Annotated in this window: 17 protein-coding genes; 4 read left to right on the forward strand and 13 right to left on the reverse strand. The window is 57.4% G+C overall.

What is annotated here, in order from left to right; genetic code table 11:
* Positions 1-7 precede the first annotated feature (7 nt).
* Genes AADX97_RS11715 through AADX97_RS11725 form a run of 3 tightly spaced genes read left to right on the forward strand, consistent with a single transcriptional unit; the run spans position 8 to position 2,839 of the window.
* The gene (locus AADX97_RS11715) at positions 8-820 is read left to right on the forward strand and encodes an SDR family NAD(P)-dependent oxidoreductase (protein ID WP_374233643.1); all 813 of its coding nucleotides are present in this window, start codon (positions 8-10) and stop codon (positions 818-820) included.
* Positions 817-1,743 carry an NAD-dependent epimerase/dehydratase family protein gene (locus tag AADX97_RS11720; RefSeq protein ID WP_374233642.1) on the forward strand — a complete coding sequence of 309 codons (927 nt, stop codon included), beginning with the start codon at positions 817-819 and terminating at the stop codon, positions 1,741-1,743. Before AADX97_RS11715 ends, AADX97_RS11720 begins: the two co-directional genes overlap by 4 nt.
* 40 nt (positions 1,744-1,783) lie before the next feature.
* Positions 1,784-2,839 (forward strand): sulfotransferase, encoded by a 1,056-nt coding sequence (locus AADX97_RS11725; RefSeq protein WP_374233641.1) that lies wholly within the window; start codon positions 1,784-1,786, stop codon positions 2,837-2,839.
* 49 nt (positions 2,840-2,888) lie between these two features.
* Here the strand turns inward: AADX97_RS11725 and AADX97_RS11730 are convergent, their stop codons facing one another.
* The 12 genes from AADX97_RS11730 to AADX97_RS11785 form a co-directional block, all read right to left on the reverse strand.
* Entirely contained in the window at positions 2,889-3,365 is a 477-nt protein-coding gene (locus AADX97_RS11730; protein ID WP_374233640.1) for a hypothetical protein, read from the reverse strand.
* A gap of 52 nt (positions 3,366-3,417) precedes the next feature.
* Entirely contained in the window at positions 3,418-3,846 is a 429-nt protein-coding gene (locus AADX97_RS11735; protein WP_374233639.1) for a hypothetical protein, read from the reverse strand.
* A gap of 672 nt (positions 3,847-4,518) precedes the next feature.
* The gene (locus tag AADX97_RS11740; protein WP_374233638.1) at positions 4,519-5,724 is read right to left on the reverse strand and encodes an ABC transporter permease; all 1,206 of its coding nucleotides are present in this window, start codon (positions 5,722-5,724) and stop codon (positions 4,519-4,521) included.
* Positions 5,724-6,449, reverse strand: a complete 726-nt coding sequence (locus AADX97_RS11745) for an ABC transporter ATP-binding protein (protein WP_374233637.1) — start codon at positions 6,447-6,449, stop codon at positions 5,724-5,726. The genes AADX97_RS11740 and AADX97_RS11745 overlap by 1 nt, the downstream gene beginning before the upstream one ends.
* 3 nt (positions 6,450-6,452) lie before the next feature.
* On the reverse strand, positions 6,453-7,733 hold the full coding sequence (locus AADX97_RS11750) for an efflux RND transporter periplasmic adaptor subunit (RefSeq protein ID WP_374233636.1): 1,281 nt from the start codon (positions 7,731-7,733) through the stop codon (positions 6,453-6,455).
* Between the two features lie 258 nt (positions 7,734-7,991).
* Entirely contained in the window at positions 7,992-8,504 is a 513-nt protein-coding gene (gene fabZ, locus AADX97_RS11755) for a 3-hydroxyacyl-ACP dehydratase FabZ (RefSeq protein ID WP_374238564.1), read from the reverse strand.
* Positions 8,505-8,515: 11 nt separating this feature from the next.
* Positions 8,516-9,664, reverse strand: a complete 1,149-nt coding sequence (locus AADX97_RS11760) for a StlD/DarB family beta-ketosynthase (protein WP_374233633.1) — start codon at positions 9,662-9,664, stop codon at positions 8,516-8,518.
* Between the two features lie 172 nt (positions 9,665-9,836).
* On the reverse strand, positions 9,837-11,081 hold the full coding sequence (gene fabF / locus AADX97_RS11765) for a beta-ketoacyl-ACP synthase II (RefSeq protein WP_374233632.1): 1,245 nt from the start codon (positions 11,079-11,081) through the stop codon (positions 9,837-9,839).
* A complete protein-coding gene (locus tag AADX97_RS11770; protein ID WP_374233630.1) occupies positions 11,078-11,323 on the reverse strand; it encodes an acyl carrier protein in 246 nt (81 codons plus the stop codon). The genes fabF and AADX97_RS11770 overlap by 4 nt, the downstream gene beginning before the upstream one ends.
* Before the next feature lie 455 nt (positions 11,324-11,778).
* Positions 11,779-12,831, reverse strand: a complete 1,053-nt coding sequence (locus AADX97_RS11775) for a hypothetical protein (protein WP_374233629.1) — start codon at positions 12,829-12,831, stop codon at positions 11,779-11,781.
* Positions 12,832-14,007: 1,176 nt separating this feature from the next.
* Complete coding sequence (locus AADX97_RS11780) at positions 14,008-15,756, reverse strand: CRTAC1 family protein (RefSeq protein ID WP_374233628.1); 1,749 nt, start codon at positions 15,754-15,756, stop codon at positions 14,008-14,010.
* A gap of 962 nt (positions 15,757-16,718) precedes the next feature.
* Positions 16,719-19,658: a YncE family protein gene (locus tag AADX97_RS11785; protein WP_374233627.1), complete on the reverse strand. Its 2,940-nt coding sequence runs from the start codon at positions 19,656-19,658 to the stop codon at positions 16,719-16,721.
* Between the two features lie 719 nt (positions 19,659-20,377).
* Between AADX97_RS11785 and AADX97_RS11790 the strand changes: the two genes are divergently transcribed.
* Entirely contained in the window at positions 20,378-20,710 is a 333-nt protein-coding gene (locus tag AADX97_RS11790; RefSeq protein ID WP_374233626.1) for a hypothetical protein, read from the forward strand.
* 492 nt (positions 20,711-21,202) lie between these two features.
* Here AADX97_RS11790 and AADX97_RS11795 read toward each other — a convergent pair whose 3' ends face one another.
* A complete protein-coding gene (locus AADX97_RS11795; RefSeq protein WP_374233625.1) occupies positions 21,203-21,505 on the reverse strand; it encodes a hypothetical protein in 303 nt (100 codons plus the stop codon).
* Positions 21,506-21,662: the final 157 nt, after the last annotated feature.

Consider the following 21,662-nt stretch of genomic DNA (forward strand, 5'->3'; position numbering starts at 1 on the left):
AAGGTCTATGGGCGACTCCTGGCGAGGTCGGCGCGTCCTGATCACCGGAGCCTCCTCCGGACTGGGCGAGGCGCTGGTCCATGTTTTGGCGCGCGAAGGCGCCGAGCTTGCATTGGCGGCGCGCCGGGTCGAGCTTCTGGATCAACTCGCCACAACGCTGGCGGTTCATGAGCCGACCATTCACACCTTCTATTGTGATCTTGCGCAGCCAGGCGCTGCTGCCGCGCTTGTCACTCAGGCCGAGGCGGCGATGGGCGGCGTCGATCTGCTGATCCTGAATGCCGGCGCGGTCCGAGAAGAGCACCTGCTCGACAGTGACGAGCAGGCATCGCGAGCGATGATGGAGGTGAACCTCTGGTCCGGTTACTCGGCGATTCGGGCGGCACTCCCCGGGATGCTCGAGCGCGGGTCGGGGCACATTGCCGTGGTTACGTCATTCTGCGCCTATGCCCATTTGCCCTTGTCCTCCGCCTATTCCGCAAGTAAAGCCGCGATGGCCAGTCTCTCGCTGGTGCTGGCGAACGAGCTCCCGCGCAAGATCGGCGTGACCTTGGTCTATCCAGGGATCATCCGCACGCCGATGTTCGATCACGTCCAACGCCAGGTTCCGGCGATGCGCAAGCTGTCGTTTCTCGGAATCGACCCGGAACCCGCCGCACGCGCCGTCTTGCATGCCGTGCGAAGACGCAAACGGCGCCTGTATTTGACCGCTGCAGCCAAGGCCATGAACCTTTCGATGCGCCTGGCACCACAGTGGACCGACGCGGCCGTCGCGCACATCTACCGTCGTCTGCCTTCCGAATGGCTGGGTCCATCATGACGCATCTTGTCGCCGTCACGGGCGCGAACGGATTTCTCGGCCGGCTGCTGGTGCCGGCCCTGCTGCGATGCGGTTGTGCGGTGAGGGCGGTCGTCCGCGACCCATTCAAGTGGCAAGAGGTCGCAGCCGACCTCGGAGCGTCGGCCGACGCAGTCACCTACGCGGTTGCCGAGCTGGGCGATCGTAACGCCCTGGCACGCGCCTTCGACGGCTCGGACATCATCCTCCACAACGCCGCACTGGCCAACCCGTTCAAAAACGGCTGGGACGAAAACTATCGGCCCAATGTACTTGGAACCGAAAACGTGCTGCATGCCATGGCCAGGAGCGGAATCCGCCGGCTGATCTACGTCAGCTCGATCGGCGCCTACAAGCTTACGGCACGTCACGCACTCGGTTTACGACTCGTCCGAGAAGAGGATCCCGTCTACAGCGATACCGGACGCCCGCAGCGCAATGCAAACCGGGTCACCAAGGCGCTCGCCGAGGAACGCTGCCGAGCAGCGGCTGGCGCCGGAGCGATCGATCTCACGATTCTGAGAACCTCGGCGATGTACGGCCCCCACGACCCTAATGTGACGCCGATTATGCAATTCGTGACGAGCAAGCGCGTGATGCCGGTGCCGAAACTCTATTTTCCGCTGGCCTTTGCACCCGATGTCGCCTCGGCCATCGCGGAGGCCGTCGTCCGGGCAGACTCGCGCGGCCGGACCTACAATCTTGCCGGACCCGCAGACGTCTCGATCGATCGTTTTTGCCGGACCTGGCGCGATCGCATTCAGGCAAGGACGCGGCTCGTCCCGATTCCGCTGCCCGTGAGGATCGCCTTCGACAACACCCGCGCGATGCGCGAGCTCGATTTCAGGCACACGCCGTTGATAGCTTCGCTGGATTTTCTGGAAAGCGACGGTCCTTCCCAGTAACTCACCGCGCGAGGATCAAGCGCGACCGTTCCGGATCACCATGACAGACAAACAACCCACAACGCGAGCCGCCGACGGGTCGACCTTCGAGACGAAGGTCCGGGAGACCCTGCCCTATTTCACGAACCGCGCCCCCCGATTGGCCAAGATACAGCGGCTGTTTCCCGTCGCACACGCACTCTACAGGCTGATCGGGCGCCCCCTCCATGAGTTGCGTTGGATGACTCAAGATCCTGCGGCGCTCGACGCGTGGGTCGAGCAACGACTCGACCTCGGGCACAGCCCTTGGCTGTTTATTCTGGGTCTCAACAACTCCGGGACGACCCTCCTCACGCGCGTGCTGGAACAGCATCCGATGATTCGCTCGTTGCCGCACGAAGGGCAATGGCTGACCCCCGCGCTTCCGCACCCGCCGACATTCGGTGCTGCGCGCGCTTGGTCGAGTCGCACGGACATCTTTCACTGGATCGAGACCGACGACCCGACACCTGCACGCAGGATACGCTACGATTGGGCTCGTTATTACCCTGTTCGACCAGGTATCCTGTTGGAAAAAAGCCCTCCCAATACGCTACGCTCGCGTTGGCTGGAAGCGAATTTTTCGCCGAGCCGATTCATCGGAATCGTACGTCACCCTTACGCCTTATGCGAGGGCGCGCAGAGACGGCTCGGTGTACCGATTGAGGAGACCGCCCGACATTGGCGAGACGGCACCGGGATTCTACTCGACGACGCTGAGCACCTGCAGCAGGTTGTCCTGATGCGTTATGAAGACCTCACCGCACACCCCGCTCCGCTGATGCGACGCCTTGAAACCTTCCTTGATGTTCCTGCCGCATCCTTGAACGAGGCCGTGCTGGGCGAGATCAGAGCAAGTTATATCCGCAAGGAATCGGCGCCGCTCCGAAACATGAATCCGGAGAGCTTCGCGCGGCTTTCCGACGCGGATCACAAGCGCGTCGCCGCGATTTGCGGCGATCTGATGGAACGCATCGGATACGAGACGCAGCCCGTCGAGGGTGCCGACGGATTGGTGGACGGCGTCGCGCCAAAAGGCCGCGCTTGGCTGATACCCGCCCTGATCCGCCGTGACTGAACGCCGAGCTTGATTCGATCGCCGCGCGTCCAGACTCAGATCCGCAAGCTCAGATCCGAGGGTCTTGAGGTGCGCGTCCGTCCCCGCGCGCGAGCAGGTAATCGATCAAAAGGCCGTTGATGACGGCAAAGATCATCACCTGAATCGCCAAGATCAGCGTGAAAGCCCAACCGAAATAGCCGATGATCAAGGGGAGGAAGAAGATTTGAATGGTGCGGGAGAAAAAGAAGGCCGCGATCAAGCCTTCGCGCATCCCCTTAGCACGCAGATCCTGCAGGATCGCGACCCAGACGTGCATCGGCCCCACCGACAGCGTACCTGCCGCCAGCGCGATCAACCAGCCGCGTGGACCCGAGGAGTATCCGACCCAGCGGCCGATCGATCGCGCATCCAGAAAGGTTTCGGACAGGGCCACCATTAGAAGAACGAGGATGAAGAGTGGCGCAAGCTTGAGCATAAGCGTCCAAGCCTGGATTAAAGTCGCGACAACGAGATCGGCGTCGATGAGTGCAACAACGCCCAACATAACAACCACACATAAAAGAAATAGCCATCCAGCGGGCCGAAACAGACGCATTCTACATCCACTCCAACATGTGGGCGGTCACGTAAGCGATCATCAAGGTCGAAACAAAGGCCAACAAGTTACGCAGGATCGCGAATCGGTTGCCGTAGGCACGCATTTCATAAGGCAGAAAGGTCAAGCCGACCGTTGCCCAAGAAACGATTAGCGCAGTCGCGGTCGCGAGGCTGAGCCCGTTTCGGACCAACTCACCGCCGACGAGGTATCCGACGAAGACTTGCCCCATGGCAAGACCGCCGACAACCGCACCAACGAGCGCATCAAGTGCCGGATTATTGCCGAAAAATCGCTGCAAAGGCTGATCGGGCAACAACTGCGTTATCAGGCTGAAGGCCAGCAGCACCCCCGGCACCAACGGCATCAGAAAAAAAATGCGCTCAATGGCTCGCTTTGCGCTGACCGTTCCTCTTTGTTTCAAGGACACTTGGATGCCTCATTCGAAATCGGTCGCGGGTCGACCCCTGCGACATCTGTCGGCTCATCCCGCTTCGGCGGCAACCTGTCCTGAAATCGCTCGAACCTTTGATGGCGACATCCGAACAAGGTGCACGAACGCCAATCAGACGCGCCGTTGCGCCAGAGCTCGCAAGTGGGACCAGTCTCTTTAACGCTAACGAAAAGGTGCGAGCCTCACGGCGCTCGGACAAGACGCCGCACCGGCGGCGGAGCTCTGGCGCCTCAGCGAGGGTTACTGCGGGTTTCTTGTTCTAATTTAACGTGAGGAATCCAGTCCTTACTTTTTTTCGGCCGAATTGCCGCCCAAATATCTGTTTTAAGGCATCAATGTATCGGGGTAAACGTCCGACCGGATCTGCGAACCGGTCCCGTTACGAACCGCGGCTCCATGACAGATGATCCCCAGGCATACGCACCTGATCGGCTTCAAAAACATGTCTAACCCCAACGCTTCCCTCAGACCGACGCCCAGTCCGACACTTAATGCCTAACGAAAAACCAAGATGACGAGTGTCCTGTCCGGCCAAGTTTCAGTTGCATCATCAATGTCGAAAGCACAATCGCTCGCGCTCTGCAGACTCCTCCTTGGATTATCCGAAGTACTACGCGAATGGCGTTTCGGAAGCCTCCCGTGTAACCTTCATTCGTGTCGCAGTGCCTCGATCGGATCCAAGCGCGCGGCACGTCGGGCCGGAACATAACCGAACACGATACCGACGGCTGCCGAAAACAGAAAGGCGAAGACAACCACTCCGACGTTAAAGACAAAAGGCAGGTTCAGCAAGGCGGCCAACCAAACAGAGACGCCGATCGCCAAAACAATGCCGATCAATCCACCGAGCGTCGAAAGCACGACGGCTTCGACGAGGAATTGAAGCATCACCTCGTCCTCTTGAGCCCCGATCGCCAACCGAATCCCAATCTCCCGTGTGCGCTCGGTCACCGACACGAGCATGATGTTCATGATTCCAATACCGCCGACCAACAAGCTGACCGAAGCCACTGCACCCAAGAGGGCGGTCAATATCTTGGTCGTCGTCGTGAGCAGTCCGGAGATCTCGCGCATATCCATAACCATAAAATCGGCCTGATCGCCCGGAGAGATCATCCGGCGCTCCTTCATGAGTCGCTCGATATCGGCCTTTGCGATGTCGATCGAGTCTCCGGCACGCACCGATGCGTAGATGAGGCCGACGTTCTGATTTCCAGTGAAGCGTCGCTGAAGCGTCTTGAGCGGGATGAGGATGAGATCATCCTGGTCCAGCCCTACGCTGCTTTGCCCCTTGGCCTCAAGCAAGCCGATGACGTCGCACGAAGCCCGCCTTAGGCGGATACGCGACCCGATTGGATCCTCCTGACCGAACAACTCACGCTGAACGGTCGCACCGATCACGCACACCGCCTTACCTGCACGAAGCTCGGTTTCGGTGAAGGACCGACCCGAAACCAGTGTCCAGTTCCGTACCGTTAGATAGGCGTTGTCGCTGCCTGTGACGGTCGTTGCTCGTTTCCGATTTCCGACCACGGCCGTCATCGGCTGCGACGCGGCCGGGGCAACCCCATCCAAGCCCGGGATTTCATTACGCAGCGAGATTGCGTCGTCCAAGTTAAAGGATCTTGCATCAGACAGGACACCCGGACCAACACGCTGCCCAGGCCGCACAATCAGCAGATTACTTCCCAGGCTTTCGATCTGACGCTGCACCTCGAGAGTAGCGCCTCCTCCGAGGATAACCATAATAATGACCGCTGCAACACCGATCACGATTCCGAGAATGGTCAGAAACGAACGTAATACATTGCGGCGGACTGCCCTCCCGGCGAGCACGAGGCTACCCCAAAGCATCAGATCGTTTCCTCGCGTGAAACATCCTTGGCAACGAGCCCGTCGAAGAACTCGACGATGCGACTCGCATATTCCGCCATATCGTGCTCATGAGTGACCATGACGACGGTGATCCCACGCGCTCGGTTTAACTCAGTCAGCAACTCCATGATTTCGCGGCTTCGCGCCGAATCCAAGTTACCCGTGGGCTCATCGGCGAGCAGCACGGCCGGTTCGCTGACCAAGGCTCGTGCGATCGCAACTCGTTGCTGTTGCCCGCCGGACATCTCCGCCGGGGTATGATGCTCCCAGTTCGAGAGCCCGACCGCATTCAATGCCTCGCGCGCACGACGACGACGTTCTTGGACACGCACACGTCGGTAGATCAAAGGCAGCTCGACATTCTCGATCGCGGATGTTCGGCTCAAGAGGTTATAACCTTGGAAGACGAACCCAAGATACTCGCGACGCAGAATCGCACGCTGATCGCGCGACAAACTGCCGACTTCGGTACCGCGAAACAGGTACGCACCGGAGGACGGCGTATCCAGGCACCCGAGTATGTTCATCGACGTCGATTTTCCCGAACCGCTCGGCCCCATAACGGCAACAAACTCGCCGTCCCAAATCGTCAAGTCCACTCCTCGGAGCGCCTGCACTGCCGCGTCGCCTCGCCCGTATATTCGCGTGACGTTACACAGCTCGATAACCGGAGGACGATCGGCCACGTTCGAGATCGAGGCCACGCGTCAGAGCACCGGGGTCGACACGCCGACCACCAAATCATCCCCCTCCTTGATGTTCCCGCCGAGAATTTGTGTCACGCTGCCATTGGATACCCCGATCTGAACGGGGACCGCTGCGGGGACTCCCGACTCCAAAACCCAAACCAGGCGACTATCACTGCCGGCATCGTCCGGGGTGGGAGAAGGCGGCTTCTCGCGCGCTTGGCCGGCAAATCGATTGAACAGCGAAGGCTTCGCCGAGCCGATGTCGACGTCTTCCCGCGGGCTGAAGCGAAGCGCAGCGTTGGGAATCAGCAAGGCGTCTTGGAAGCTCGCGACACCGATCTCGGCGGTCGCCGTCATCCCGGGCATTAACAAGAGCTCCTTGTTATCGACGTTCAACAGCGTTTCGTAAGTCACAACGCCGTCCAAGCTCTTGGGCGAGAATCGAACCTGCCGAATGTCGGCCGGGAACTGCTTTTCGGGATAGGCATCGACACTGAAAAATGCCGTCTGACCGGCAAGCACCTGCCCGACGTCTGCCTCGTCGATATCGACATGAAGGACCATTTCGCTCAAATCTTCTGCCATGACCAGCAGGATCGGCGTCTGCAGGGCCGCTGCCACGGTCTGTCCGGGTTCAACCCGCCGCTCAAGCACAATACCGTCGATCGGTGAACGAATGATCGCCTTCTCCAGCGCTCGCCGATCGGCATCCAGCTGCGCCTGCGCCTGCTCGACCTTTGCTTCGGCGACTGCAAGTCCGGCCTCAGCCCTTGCGAAAGCCGCAACTCCACGATCCAACTCTTCTTCCGTAGAGAGGTCTTTGCCGATGAGATCTCTGATTCGTTTCAGACGATTTGCGGTTTCGGTCAGTGTCGCATTCGCCTCCATAACTCCGGCTTGCGCTAAGCTTAAAGAGGCTCTTGATTGACGATAACCTGCCTCCAGTTGCTCGGTGTCGAGCTTAACCAGGATTTGACCAGTAATAACATGGTCATTGAAATCAACCTCGACCGACTCGATCGTCCCCGAGACTTCGGTTCCTACGTCGACTTGGTTGACGGGTTGAAGTCTGCCCGTCGCCGTAACGGTAAGAGTCAGATCCCCTCTCGTTACCTTCGCCGTCGCGTAGGAAACCTCACTTTCGCTCCCGTTGAAAACGAAATAACCGGCCGCCCCAAGGAAGACGAGAATGAGGAGGAAGGTGAAATTCCGTCGCGAACGCGCGCCGCGCGCCTTCGTTTCCGCACGCGACAAGGCTTCGCTTATTCCCTGTGCAACAACCTCCGAACCGTCTTTCATGACGGCGTCTCCGCGCCAGACTCATTACACAATGTGATCATTTGGTGCCCCGAGGTCAAAAAGCCGCAGCCGAGATCGGCGCGACGTGTGGAGCGGACCCTTCGACCGCCCGGAAGCGAACGCACAAGACGGGGCTTTCCGAGACTCGTCTTGACCCTGAACGGGCACGCGAATTGACCGAAGACGCCTAGCACCTCGCCCGCAGTCTCCGAGGAGAATTGGACGTTATAGAAGGTCATGGATTGCCGGAAAATCACTCTAGATCTGCGCCGCACACATGAGCTCCGCAATCGCTACCTGGACACCGCCGACGCAGGCTTCCGCATGAAACTTTCCCACTCCTTGAGTGGCCCGTAAAACCCGCACCTTGATCGCTAATCGATCGCCGACCTCGACATGCCCCGAAAAAGACGTGCGATCGACGCCGATTAAAAAAAACCGCGAATCGGCGGAAACCTCTTCGGCACTAAGCACGGCTAGGATCCCTGTAGCCTGGGCCATCGCCTCGACAATCAGGACCGGTGGAAAGTAGCGCGATTGGCTTGCCACGTAGTGCTCGTTGCCCGTCACAAGTTTAAGCGCCTCGAGCGCAAGACCGGCTTTGTAATCAACCACGCGATCAACCAAAAGGAATGGGAAGCGATGCGGCAATAGGGAGAGAATTTCCGCAATCCTGACCGGACTCAGACATTCACTCGTCATCACCGATTCCCGGATGGTCGTCAATTTGCTCGAAGAGGCATCGAACCCGGCGAGTGGCAAAGAATTCACGGTACCACCTTTCAACACACGGTCAGCAGCATCCCAGCCACGGTAAAACGAGCACTCTCAGGCACTGCACAGAAAAGCGTCTCGCCCTCCCGAAGGCGACCCGATCTCGCAAGCTCATCCAGCATGATGAAGATCGATGCCGATCCGGTGTTTCCTTTGTCAGCGAGGTTTGTAAACCACTTCTTCTCTGGAATCTTCACACCGTTCGCTTCGAATTGCTCCATCAGAACATCTTTAAAATACATGGAGGACAAATGCGGCAAGAACCAGTCGACGCGGCCGACATCGAAACCCTGATCTTTGAAGAAATATGTCATCCCCTGTACGGCGACATCCACCATATGAGCTTCAAGTACTCGTACGTCCTGCTGCAATAGGAGGTAACCTTTCTGAGGAATCTGGCTTCGGTCATCCTCATCGAACCAGAAGGTCAAATCACCGTCTTTGCTTTTGTTCATCCCGGCATACATACACACGGGAAGGCTTCCTGCCCAAGACCTTAATACCACTGACTCGACCTTGAAATTGACCGCGCCGGGCCTCCGCTCGGGCTCCAACAGGACCGCCCCGGCTCCATCCGACAGCATCCAACGCAGAAACTCTTTCTCGAAAGCGACCATCGGAACTGTATCAGGATCGGCAAGTAGCGCATCAATCATCGGTTCGTATTGCTTGACCTCCATGGAGACCGATGCGCATTCCGACCCCGTCACGATGAAGTTGCGCGCGCCGCCAAGCGCCACATCCATGTAGGCATACTTGAACGCAGACATCCCGGACGCACAGACCCCGGCAGTCGACACAATCTCGGCCGGCGGCATCCCCAACTCTCCGGCCACCATGTTGGCATGCGACGGGATAAACTGATCCGCAGAGGAGGTTCCGCACGCCAGACCTTCGACTTGCTCCAGCTGTAGACCGGCATCGCGTAGGAGTGCGGTAACTGATTCGCTTGCAAGTTGAGCGTTGGAGTGCGTCTTTTTTCCGGTTCTCGGGTCGATGGCGTAGTATCGAGTCCGAATTCCGTTGTTGGCCAGCACGAACTGTTTGACGCGTTCCGGCTGCTTTTTCAACCGCCCGATGACCGACTCGATATCATCGTTACCGACCGGAGCGTTCGGTAGGTATGAACTGGTGCGTGTGATATAAACGTCTTTCATGAAAGCCTCAAAATTTGGTGCGTCGCCGGTAGTTCATCAAGGTAAACAGCACTTAGCCGCGTCGCGGGCAATGGAGAAATGCCCTCGATGAGCTGGAGCGCGTCTCCGGGGTTCGTCGGGCACAAAGCTCATCAGAGGGACGTCGAGTATGAATCCCGCAAACGCAGGTGACTTACAGAAACTTGCGAGCGACGAGAATTGCGTTATTTCCACCGAAACTAAACGAGTTGGAGATCGCGACGTCGATATCTGCGGATCTTGATTGGTTGGGGACATAATCCAAATCGCAGTCGGGATCGGGAGTCTCGAGGTTGATGGTAGGCGGAATCATCTGTTCACGGATCGTCATGCAGGTCGATGCAAACTCGATTGCACCGGCAGCGCCGATACTATGACCGATCATTGACTTGATTGATGAGATCGGAATCCTCTGCGCCTGCTCGCCGAAGATCGCCTTGATCGCGTTCGTTTCAGAGACATCGTTGGCCGCAGTGGCCGTGCCATGAGCATTGATATAATCGACGTCGGCCAAGCCGACGTCCGCATCACTCAGTGCCAAGCGGATCGCCTTCATCTCACCTTCCATGGAGGGCCTAGTCACATGATAGGCATCGTTGGTGACACCGTATCCGATGATTTCCGCATAAATCGAAGCCCCGCGATCAACCGCTTGCTCGCGTTCCTCGAGGACCAGGACCGCCGCACCTTCGGCCATCACGAAACCTGTGCGATCCCGGCTGAAGGGACGCGACGCACCGGCCGGATCCTCATTTCGCTTTGCCATGACGCGCAGGGCGTCCCAAGCCGCAAAGAAACCGGGGGTGATCGCGGCTTCGACGCCTCCGACCAGCATCACATCCGCGTACCCGTGCGCGATGATTCGCGATCCTTCGCCGACCGCATTGGCACCCGACGCACAGGCTGTCGATATCGTCAACGACGGACCCCGTACACGATAACGAAGACCAATGTGCCCTGCTGCGGCGTTCGGCATCACCATGGGAACGGTGAGAGGATTCACGAATCGGCGACCCTTCGTCCGTATCGCCTCGTACTGGATATCGGTAGTGGTGGCCCCGCCCATCCCAGTACCCATCACGACCCCGGTTCTCTCCGATGGCGGACTCAAGCCGCTATCCGCAAGAGCTTCGTCGGCCGCCGCCATGGCGAACAGGGAAAATCGGTCATAGCGGCGAGCCTCGGAGGGATCCACTACGATCGAGGGATCGAAATCCAGGCACTCACCGACGACATGAGAACGATAAGGCTCCGGATCAAACGCTTGAATCAAGCGAGTAGCGGAACGCCCTGCCAATGCTTGCGACCAAAAAATAGCGCGACCCACACCGAAAGGTGTAATCATGCCAATCCCTGTGACAACGACCTTGCGCTTCTTACTTCTACGCTGACTACTCATGATCGTTTGGAAATCTGCTCCCGAATCATATCGGCCAGTTTCTCGAGGTTGAGATCACGCCCCCCCCCGACGTCCGGCAAACTGATATCGAATCGTGTTTCAATCGCGAAGAGTGTTTCAATAAAATCGAGCGAATCACCACCCCAGTCATCAAGAGAAGAGTTTTTCTGGATCAAATCTTTGTCGACCTTCAGGCTTTTTGCGATGATCTCACGCAGGGTTTCTTCAATTTCATCGAACATGCGGAAAACTCCGATTCATAAATAAAGATTGGGCCTGTGCAAGACGTCTTGACACCATCAGTATAAGGACGATACTGCATCGCTCGATCCCAAGTTGGCGCACCTCGATAAGCACGCAGCACCCCGACGCCGAGTAAACCGTCGAACCTGAAGAGCAGGCCGTCAGTAAAAGCCATCCTCAGTAAATGACATTGCAAGCATGGTCTTACAGCTGATTGAGGTGTATAGATAAGCTAAAGGCCTTGCAAGCCGTGTTGATTTGTGGATAAACGACGCGTTTGTTACACAAGTATCGCGCCGTTCTGGCCAAAATGCCATACCCGCGAGGCAATCTCCTGACCCGGCAGCCAGGGAGCTTCGGTGCAAGCCGGTCCACCCGACAGCCAGAGCGCACCTCAGCAAGGCCCCCGGCGCCCAACCCGCCGCTGCAGGGTCAGGGACGACACCTCACACTTTCAGCGACTTTGCCTGATAGTATGCCTCATCAGAGCGGTTGCCTCATTGACATTGGCCCAGGTATCGGGACTGAGTCGGCAGCCGAGAACAAAACGAATACTGTCAGTCAAAGAGAATTCTCCGTTTCTGTCGAGGTCGCATTCCCATGTCGCCGTAGCATTTTTGCAACCGATCGCAAAGATCCTAATGTCCAGAATGCCAAACTTCCTGTCTCCGTTCAGATCGCACTGCTCTGGAGTCGGCGGCACGACCGCCAGGGGGATTGTGAAAGTCGTCGCCAAGACCTGCTGCCCTTGAGGAACATCACATTCGCCGCGCAGGTAAGGCAACATTTCGCACGTCCGAGATAGGTTTCGAACGGTCATATTCATATCGCCGGTCATGAGCCCCTTGCTTGCAAGCAGCTCTTCGACATTGAGGTCCGCGATTGTATCACCGTCGGTATCGAGCCAGCGACCTTCCGTGTTCGGCGTCCGGTAGGTCATCTCTGCGATGTCTGTCGCTTGGCAGCAATCGATCGAGGCCGTTTTACCCACAACTTCGACATTCGGATTGAACGAAACAACGTCCGGGTTTTCGACCACAACAGGAAACGCGAAGCCTTGAATAAACCCAGTCGATGTCGAGAAGGCCGTCCCAAACGTGTAGTCGGTGCCGTATTGGCCGAGATACGGGATGCATGCGTCCGTGCCTTCATCGGGGATTGCGGATTCATCGAACGTGATCATTTCGTAATTGAACCCGGTCTGCCAAAAGGGATCTACAGCGTCGACTGCGAGATTTCGAATGCCGAGCGTCACCGTATCCAGGATCAGCAGGGACAGCATATTCGCTTGCAGCGTGTGGGGAATATTGTCGATTGTATTAGGCCACAACGCATTTTTCAGCCCGGTTTCATTGGCATCGTCTATTACAGCTTCACCGCCGGTCGTCCAAGTCACAGCGGCGACGACCTCATTGGGTCCGAGAGATTCGACCGCGGACGTCGAGCCCACTGCAGCGACCAGCATCACGACGCCTAGAGATGCCCGCGTCATCGATGATTTCGTCATTGGAGATATCCTCTGATTTTCAGAAGAAACCAGCCGACCAGTTCCTGGTGCGACGGATCTAGGGGTGATCGAGGACGCTGCCTGCCCTGAAAGTTCAAGCCTCGGGGTCGTGCACGCTGCTGATCACCCGCAGACACGGTCATCCTCTTGCCGGGGTTTCGTTGAACGCTCGGGCGGATCAATGGCGCACGAGCGAGGCTTGGTCACGACGGATCTCTTCTCGACGACTCGGTCAGCCAGTCACCTCGATCCGACACGATAAAAGAGTAGCGCCTGTCCTGTCGCAAGAGATGAGACGTCCGTCATGGTTCTCCGGATTGGCGCAGGAGCTCGAACACAACCGGGGCATGCGGAGAACGCAGAGCACGCAAAAAGTCAAGGTGCGGCGAGCCCGTGACGAGCATGCTCGTGAGGCCGGTCGCGGCGGGCCGATGAGCTCGCCGCTGAGGTAGGTCGCCTCGCCGGCGCTGCCGCCGTTGCCACATACAAAATGGGTGCCGCGGCGCGCCGGATGGCCTCGGCCGTTCGGATCGCGGCGTCGACGGTTGCGGCCAACAGCGCGGTGTCGCTTTGAACGGCTTCGATCAATCTAACCGTTTCTTTCAGTCGCGGATCCAGCAGTGCGGTGAGGTCTGCAGGTGGATGCGTTGCGGCCACTCGCGTTTCCCGTGACTCACCGATCCTCCTAAATGGCCTAAAGATCACTCCCTCCGACCTTAACCACCGTGTAAGTCATCGAACAATGACACCATCAGGGCTCCAGCAACACCCGCCAGTCATCGAGACCAGCACGAAGGCGTGTAGACAGCCTTCAGGCATCGTACGCATCACCCCGCCGGGCGGTGTTGCTGGAACGGTTTGCTGTAGGCCTCGCGCACGCGGCAGTCGCCCTCGCCCGGAGCCGCATCCAGTCTGCATTCTCCACGCACCAGTGAACGCGCACGGCTCCTCCGAAGCCGGCGACGCCGTTGTCGATGTCGATGCCGATGCTGCCGATGAAATATAGTGAGTTTCACGCGAAACCATGCCGTCGATCTCGCGCGTGCGCGCAACCACGCCGACCCTATTCATGCCATCTCACAAAGCGCGGCGCGCAATACCGGACAAATCACCAAGTGTGGGGTAGCGGCAGCGTCTCGACCCGGCCCTTGGCCGGGCTCAAGAGTTTAGACCGCTCTACGCACCAGGTGAGTGACACGCGACGACCCCTGATATGTCGGACTCTCCTTCGCTTTCGGAAATTTCAATAATACGATTGCCGATTTGCCCGGAAAGAGTCTGCAGTACTCCATTCGGCCACCTGACTGTTATCTTATCGATGACTTCATTTGCGCCCAAGCCAAAATGAAGCCGCGTGTGGTTCTGCGCCTTAGTGTGCATGCCACCAGACTGCTCACGCAACTGCGTTTTGCCGCCCGCCTCGACGCTAACGATAGCCCCGATCCCGTCACGGTTGGACACTGTACCGACGAGGTCGATCTGGATCCAGTTGTTCGAATTCCCACGATTCCGGAACAACTGATACGGTCCGTCGCTGTTCCGGAACCCCATCAGACCCCACTCGCCGTTTGTCACGAATAGATCCAAAAACCCATCGCAATCAAAATCGGCATTTACCGCTGTATCGCCCCGCCCAAGTGCTCTCGGACCAGCTGCACCGCCGGCATTAGGCACAACTTGAAAAGTGCCGTCGCCGTTGTTTGCATATAAACGATTTGGCTGGTTCGTGACTTCAGTTGTATAGACAACGTATAAATCGATGTCCATGTCGTTGTCGAAATCACCGGCTATTACGCTTTTGCCCCCGTATCCCACATCCATCAAACCTGACTCGGCCGTCTTGTCCACCAATCCCGAGGCCGAGTTGATCAGCATGATGCCAGGAGACCCGATACGCGTGCGATAGATATCCATCAATCCATCGCCGTTAAAGTCCGCAGCCACGGCGTCGGTGTCGACTTTGACAGGATCGACAGTTTGACCGGAGGGAAAGACTTCATCAGTGATGTCATCGAACGGGAGTGTTGAGATGTCGTATACAATCAGCGATTGTTGTTTAACGACGAGCTGTAAACTACCCCTACCTGCTACGTCTGTCAAAAACGCAAAGGGCAGTTGGCTAGCATCAAAGGGCCCGAAGCCTGCCTGCTCACCAATGTCTTCAAATCCATTGTCGGTCTGCCTGAAGACAGTTGAAGGCAGCTCTGCATCCTTTTGCTCGGCATCCTTTTCAGAGTTGCTCTCCGAAGACGGGCTTTTCGCCATCGACACGAGGTCTAATCGACCGTCGTTATCAATGTCCACCCAAATCGGCGTCCGTCCGTGATGCCAGCGGTCGACTAAATTTTGGACCTCTGGATTTTCCCTGAAGATCCCGCCATCGTTAATGAAGAACAGATTCCTATCAAATTTGCGGTCGGGGAACCACAGCGAGCGTGGACCGGCTCCGGAGAGGACGACCAAGTCCTTATCCCCGTCGTTATCGAAATCTGCCCAGGCCCCTCCATGCGTATCATTGGCACATTTCGCTGGGTTGACACATTTTTCGCAGCCCGTGGAGCACGTAGCGGTCTGCTGGACGACACTCGCAGACGTAACGTCGCGGAATTTCCCGCCCCCCTCGTTGGCGTACCAAGTCGCTGGTCCAAAATGATTGCTCATCCAAAGATCAGGTCGCCCGTCGTTGTTGAAATCGGCCCAATTGGCGCCCCAGCTCTGTCCGCGATAAGAAATTCCACTCGATGCCGTAACATTATCGAAGCTGATTTCGCTTTTCGCAGAAGCACTATCGCTCGACACACGACCAGCCCCCAGAGTTAAGAAAGCGGCCGTCAATCCAATCATTACCATTGTGTAATGAGGCCGGAAGCGACGCGTTTCGACGGCGATTTGCGTAGAGACCGGCGGTGTGATGTGAGAATCCATAGTGATATCCAGAATAAATCGCACTAAAAAACAAGTGAGGGGGCAATCCTAAGCCTATGAAAATCTACAGAAAGGACCGACCATCCCCCAGGCTGAGCCAGCCGAAGTGAACTCATCGCCTCGGACCGTACACCAGTTTTATCCCAAACCATCCAACCGCGCAACGGCAATGCGTCCCGAGCTATTTGCGCTGCAGTGTTTTCCCGGGCCCGTGGAGTGTCGTCGGCGGTTGATCCGGCATGCGCATCATGGCTATGCGGCCATCGGGGACACACAGCACAGCGTCAATGTCTGTAAATTAGGATTCACTCGCCGCAGAACCAGGCGACGGACAGCCGTGCCCGCGGGCGACCCAGCGGGCGGACTTGAGAGGACAAAGCGAGAAAAGCTTGCCGGGGGCGAGGGTCGGTCGCAGCAACCTACGAGCGCATCAGCGCGAAGCGCCCTTCACGGATATTCCCCAAGGCCATCGCCATCACCTCGACGGGCGTTGCCTCGAAGCACGAATCTCGGTGCCATCACGCGAGCCTGAAAAGGTGTTGCTTGCCTGTTCCGGCAACGCCCAGCACTCAACACCCCAATCCAGGCACAACAGCCTTTCTAATCTTTTGCGCAAGAAAGCGTTTAGGCGATTTCCGCAAACTTCCATACCCGTAGGTTGTGCTGACGATAGGAAGCACAACTTGCTCCTACGGTTGGTTGTGCCTCGCACGGCTCGGCACAACCTACGCCCTTGGCATGAAGGTTTCCGGAGTTCGCCTTAGCTTGGTATCCGCGCACCCCGAAGGGATGCGCAGACTACTCCGCGTTCTCCTGTGATTTCGACAGTTTCTGCGAAGCTGCCCGAACTAGCCAGCATTGTTTTCCGGTTCGGACCGGGTTCGGTGGTCCCCTTTTACCGGTAACAATTGGCCGAACTGGCCCGGAACACTCAGGACCCTAAACCTGCTCGAAATGGCAGGTTAAAAAGGCTCGGCATTTCTTCGCATTTGAATGCGGGAAGCTTTAGAAGCAACCAAACAGCTATTTGTTTTGTCGGCGGGGCAGGGATCAACAGCGTCGAGGATTCCATCCTGATCACGATCGACCGCCATACGATGCCCTGACCCTGGGGGTACGCAGGTAAAGGTTAGCGGATAATTGTCACTCAAAACCCGGAGATTACTGATCATCGTATAGTCGCCACTATCGGTAAGGAAACGTCCGTCACCAACGTGGAGCCAACCGCGCTGAACGCCATCTAGCGATCCCTTGACCACCACCTCGCACTCCGTGGTTTCACCCCCGAGCACTTTGGAGACAAATGGAACCTCCGAGCGCGCTAGTAAAAGGTCGATTCGCGAATCAACGGCATGCCCATTGGCATGTCGCGTGACTTGCTGCCCTACAATCGGCGCGAGATCGCTATCGTAGGCAAGCACAAATTGGACTACATCGTGACGCTGAGGATCACCCTCGTCAAACCCGCCGCCACGGATAGGATTTGCAAGGTTGGGTAATGTTTCTGGATGCGCAAAAAATTTTCCGCGGAAGAATCGGAAGAGGGTATCGACCGACCCGTCGTGTACGTAGCCGAACCCCCTAACCTGAGGCCCTTTAGGCCCGTTGTCACCTTCAAGATAGAGCGGATTCGGAGCGACACCGAACATGCCGACTTTTTGGTACATATTTCGGATCTGAGGAATTTTCATGATCTGCTCTTCTTGAACGAAGGCTTGATCTCCGTCTGTTCCGAAGAAGCCTTGAGCAGGGTCCAGTCGATGGCAACCATCGCAAGTAAAACCAGTGCGCCCTGGAATGAGTGGCAAGCCTCCGGCAACATGAGTACCGTCAGGTCCGCCGAAGTAGAATGTGCGACCGGCCTCTTGTCGAGCCGTAAGAGAATTATCCAGTGCCCGAACTGGGTTTGGTGGCATGGTGATTTCGAGCGCGAAATCGGTCAACCGCGAGGTCATCTCTTGAAGCTGTGAGTCTTCGCTCGACATCTCGCTTCCGAGCAACCCATCAAACGCAACAATAAAGTTCATGAACGAGAGACGGGCATCGTTAGTGTTGTCTTCGTCTACGCCGAAGAACCCATTAGACCTGTCGCCGCGCCAGTGCATGTGACCCGAGTTAACCATACCCCGCAGCGTCTGGGTCGTCATCGGCCCTTTCATAGGGCTGAACTCGTTCGCATCTCCGGTGCCATTAAGGCGAGGGAAGTAACCTTCGGGTAGAACGCGCCGTACGGCCTCCAAGACGACCTGCATTTTTACTGTGAGGGGGCTTTCTGTTGGCTCATCGTCTGGATTGCCAAGATCCCACGCGAGGCTGTCGAGATCTCCGAAGACGTGGCAGGCCGCGCAGGACGCTTCGCCGTTACTGGATGTGGCTACGGCGTCGTATAATACCGGGCGGCCGTCAACGACATGCTGGGGCTCTGGGTTGGGCATCAGGATATGCGTCACCTCCTTACCGTTAGAGAGGTCGATAACCGAGATACCATTGTCGAAGCGAGTCAGGGTGTAAAGCTGACGGCGAGCCTCGTCAAGAATGATGCCGCTGGGACCTCCACCGGTGACACTCACGTAGTTACTACTGGATTCGGTCGGGTCGAAGCTGTTATCTTCCAATGACTCCGTGCTGAATATACCCACTTTACTTGAGCCGAAAGCAGCCACATAAAGCGACTTTCCATCCTTGGATACCTGTATCTCCAAGGGCGTTGCAAGGCTGTGTTCCTTTGTTCCCTGTGGAGCAGGATGGACCGCGTAATCTATGTGCTTGTTTAGATGCCTAGGTACCACGGAGCCATCGCGAATCACCGTAATACGTGCTTCGTGAAGGTGGCCGAGGACGGTGCTTCCAGCGAAATGCCCAGGTCCTTCAAAACGCACTTCGTTTCTGGCTTCCGTGTTTGACACGTAGATGGCACCGGTTTGGGGGTTCACGGCCATATTGAAGAGGATTGTTCCTACGCCTCGATATGCCGCAATCTCCTTCAGGTCGACTGCATCGATCGCGAAGACGTCCAGATCAGGTAAGTCAAGTCGAATGATAGAATCCCAATTTCGACCAAGCTCGTCTTCCCAATGACCGGTGCCGTTGTTGTATTTAACAATCAAGCCGACCTCAGGCGCAGGCACACCGGAAGCGTTAGTAGCGGGTCCGGGGTTACCGCCCGGTGCTATCGCGTCGCCTGCTTCGCAGGGCTCGAATGGCTTGAACCCGTCACAGACCAGTCCGTCCGGGATCACCGTAGTTTGATTGCCACTATGGAATACAGCTGCGTATACAGTGCGTCCGTCGGGACTGACGGCTAGCGATCGCGGCGTGTCACCAAATAACTCGATGATTTGAAGTGGCTTACCCCCGACTGCGTCTCCCGGCTCCGCGGCATCGAATACCCAGACGTCTGCACGCGGGACACTGGGCTCCAGAAACAAGGGATCCCCTGACCCCGGCACATCGGCAATGGATGGATGGGTGCGATGTTGCCCGCGATGCGCGGTTGCCACGAACGCCCGCCCGCTAGCGAACACAATATCGCGTGGCTCGTCACCAACAAGTAAGGTTCGCCGGACATGGCGTGCCTTCAGATCGACAATACTTACACTGTCCGATAGATGATTCACTACCCAGACCTCACGATCGTTTCGCACTGCGATTGCAGTGGGCTCAAGACCGACCGGTATCGATCCGTCATGCAGGAGAACACCCTTGTCGATGTTGAAGATTTCGATGCGGTTATCGGGAGTGTTGAGCGCCAGCAATTGCTTTCCGTCTTCCGTCAACGCCAAAGGCCGAACCTGCCCTGTCTCGAAGGTGATGAACGATGGCTGCGAGCCGGCGGCCGAGACTGCGTAGGAAAGGAGAAGACTGACAGTTAGAGCCAGACTGGTAAGTTGTCGGCGATCCATGATTACAACCTCTTGAAGCTAGATAATGTTGACATCAGACGAGCTAGATCCAAGCCGCAGTGACACAACGAACGCTTCGTCACGCCGGTCCAGCTTGTTGAATCGTGTGGAGATTCTGCGAAAGTGCCTTTACGACAAAATAGGTGCTCGCTCAGGTTGCGCTTATTGTGGTGGTCGAAATGGTGCCGTGCGATGCGTTTAGCGCGCGGGAATGCCCGTTACGGCGAAGCCGGCAGACCAGGGTTTTATGCTATCGTGAACCGATCCGCATACAATCGCGCTTGCGGCGACACGCTTGCCTTGTCGTCGCCGACGAGGGCCCGTTGCACGGTTTTCCGAGGAAACGTAGATCGGGGTCCGATCTTCTTTGGCAAGACCGGTTATAAGGTGTTCCCTGATGTGCTTGCAGCGCTCGCGACGAGCGTGCCGGTTAGTGTCCACTCTCATGCCCTGATGACCAATCATGGTCATTTGCTGGTGACATCCGCGACCGACCGCGGACTCGGACTTGCTCATGAAGTGCTTCGGGCAACGCTAAGTTCAGCACATTAGCGGCACCTATCGGCGGACCGGCACGCTCTCCGAAGGCCGCTTCCGTTCTTCGATAACCGAGGCCGAAAGCCATCTCTTCGCCTGCAAACGTGACATCGAGCTCAACCCTGTCCGGGCGCACATGGTACCGGCCCCAGTACAATACCCCTAGTTGGGCTACCTCGGCAATGCGCTCGGTACCGCTGCGCCCCTTTAGTTTCGGCGCGCCCGCATTGATGCGGCGCTCGGCGAGAGCGAAGACGCACGACGCGCGCTACCGGCCCCTGCGTCTGTTCGCCCAAACGGCCTCGGAGGCCGAGACGACCGCGCAGCGCAATGTAACCAACCGCGGATTCGCCTTGGGTAGCGATCGCTACCAGCGACAAATCGCTGTGGTCGGTGCGCGCAGCCGGGTTTCGGGCTCGGCGATGGTCTTGGTCCCGTCGAGACTGACGGTGCCGAGCTTGACCAGCCCCATCGCCTGCGCCCGACGGTTGGCGCAGGGAGCAGCACCTCGGTGAACACACCCGCCATCTCATCGAGAAAGCGCTTGAGTAAAGATGGAGTCCTGCCTGATCTGGTGGACCATTCCACCCAATTGCCCGATCGCGTGCGCACCGGCGTTTCAACGACCGCACCCGACTTCGGGGGAAACGACAGTACCTCGACCCGGTGCAGCGTTCTCCCTCAGCGGCTTACTGAGAGAGCTAAAGGCTCTGTTGAAAACGCTAAATCGATGGCCGCAACACGCTTCTCCCCATAAACCGACACCAAGTGATCGGCCAGAGAACACCGAAATTGCTCTGATCTCCGCTCCGTGCCTGGCTGAGGCCGCTTGCGTGCTGCCATTCCGGGATTATCGGCAAGTTCGAAGCGGACACCGTTGGATGGAGATTCCCGAGGAGACCGCGATCGTGACTCGGGAATCGGCGCGGCCCAAAGAAAAAACCGGACGCCATATAGCGTCCGGTCAATGGCGAGCCCACTCGGGGCACGAGGCCCGGTTGGCTTCGTTATTTGAACAGTTTGCTCTTGTCAACTACATCGACGTGGGCGCGCTTGAAGCAGGTCCAGGTCTTGGTCTCTTTGTCGTAGACCGAGTTGACGAAGCATTTCCAGTTCTCCTCGTCTAAAACGTTGTCAACCATCCGGTAGTAGAAGCCGGGGTAGCGGCTCTCCTCGCAGAATTGGCTGTACTTCATGTGGGCCTCGGCCTTCATGGCGGAGCCGGTTTCGGAACCAACCTGGTCCGGCTTCATCAGGTCGTGGGGGGCAGATATCCATGCAAGCGATCTTGTCTTGACCTTTGCAACCATCGCGCTTATTTCTCCTGACAGACGCGGGCATGGTGCTCGACATCCTAGAGTCTCACGCGTAGTGGTCGTCGCCCTTGACGGGACACGGGAGGTGGCTCTGCAATTCCGAAAGCGATTATTCTTGCGAAGCTCTTCAAACTCCAGCCGGTCGACGCTC

It is taken from the genome of Thiocapsa sp. C2-2m, from assembly GCF_041903745.1.
GTDB lineage: Bacteria > Pseudomonadota > Gammaproteobacteria > Chromatiales > Chromatiaceae > Thiocapsa > Thiocapsa roseilacustris.

What these genes read in the sequence shown, in the direction of transcription:
- AADX97_RS11715 (WP_374233643.1), top strand. Translation starts at nt 8, where the DNA reads ATGGGCGACTCCTGGCGAGGTCGGCGCGTCCTGATCACCGGAGCCTCC.
- AADX97_RS11720 (WP_374233642.1), top strand. Translation starts at nt 817, where the DNA reads ATGACGCATCTTGTCGCCGTCACGGGCGCGAACGGATTTCTCGGCCGG.
- AADX97_RS11725 (WP_374233641.1), top strand. Translation starts at nt 1,784, where the DNA reads ATGACAGACAAACAACCCACAACGCGAGCCGCCGACGGGTCGACCTTC.
- AADX97_RS11730 (WP_374233640.1), bottom strand. Translation starts at nt 3,365, where the DNA reads ATGTTGGGCGTTGTTGCACTCATCGACGCCGATCTCGTTGTCGCGACT.
- AADX97_RS11740 (WP_374233638.1), bottom strand. Translation starts at nt 5,724, where the DNA reads ATGCTTTGGGGTAGCCTCGTGCTCGCCGGGAGGGCAGTCCGCCGCAAT.
- AADX97_RS11750 (WP_374233636.1), bottom strand. Translation starts at nt 7,733, where the DNA reads ATGAAAGACGGTTCGGAGGTTGTTGCACAGGGAATAAGCGAAGCCTTG.
- AADX97_RS11760 (WP_374233633.1), bottom strand. Translation starts at nt 9,664, where the DNA reads ATGAAAGACGTTTATATCACACGCACCAGTTCATACCTACCGAACGCT.
- fabF (WP_374233632.1), bottom strand. Translation starts at nt 11,081, where the DNA reads ATGAGTAGTCAGCGTAGAAGTAAGAAGCGCAAGGTCGTTGTCACAGGG.
- AADX97_RS11770 (WP_374233630.1), bottom strand. Translation starts at nt 11,323, where the DNA reads ATGTTCGATGAAATTGAAGAAACCCTGCGTGAGATCATCGCAAAAAGC.
- AADX97_RS11775 (WP_374233629.1), bottom strand. Translation starts at nt 12,831, where the DNA reads ATGACGAAATCATCGATGACGCGGGCATCTCTAGGCGTCGTGATGCTG.
- AADX97_RS11780 (WP_374233628.1), bottom strand. Translation starts at nt 15,756, where the DNA reads ATGGATTCTCACATCACACCGCCGGTCTCTACGCAAATCGCCGTCGAA.
- AADX97_RS11785 (WP_374233627.1), bottom strand. Translation starts at nt 19,658, where the DNA reads ATGGATCGCCGACAACTTACCAGTCTGGCTCTAACTGTCAGTCTTCTC.
- AADX97_RS11790 (WP_374233626.1), top strand. Translation starts at nt 20,378, where the DNA reads ATGCGCTCGGTACCGCTGCGCCCCTTTAGTTTCGGCGCGCCCGCATTG.
- AADX97_RS11795 (WP_374233625.1), bottom strand. Translation starts at nt 21,505, where the DNA reads ATGGTTGCAAAGGTCAAGACAAGATCGCTTGCATGGATATCTGCCCCC.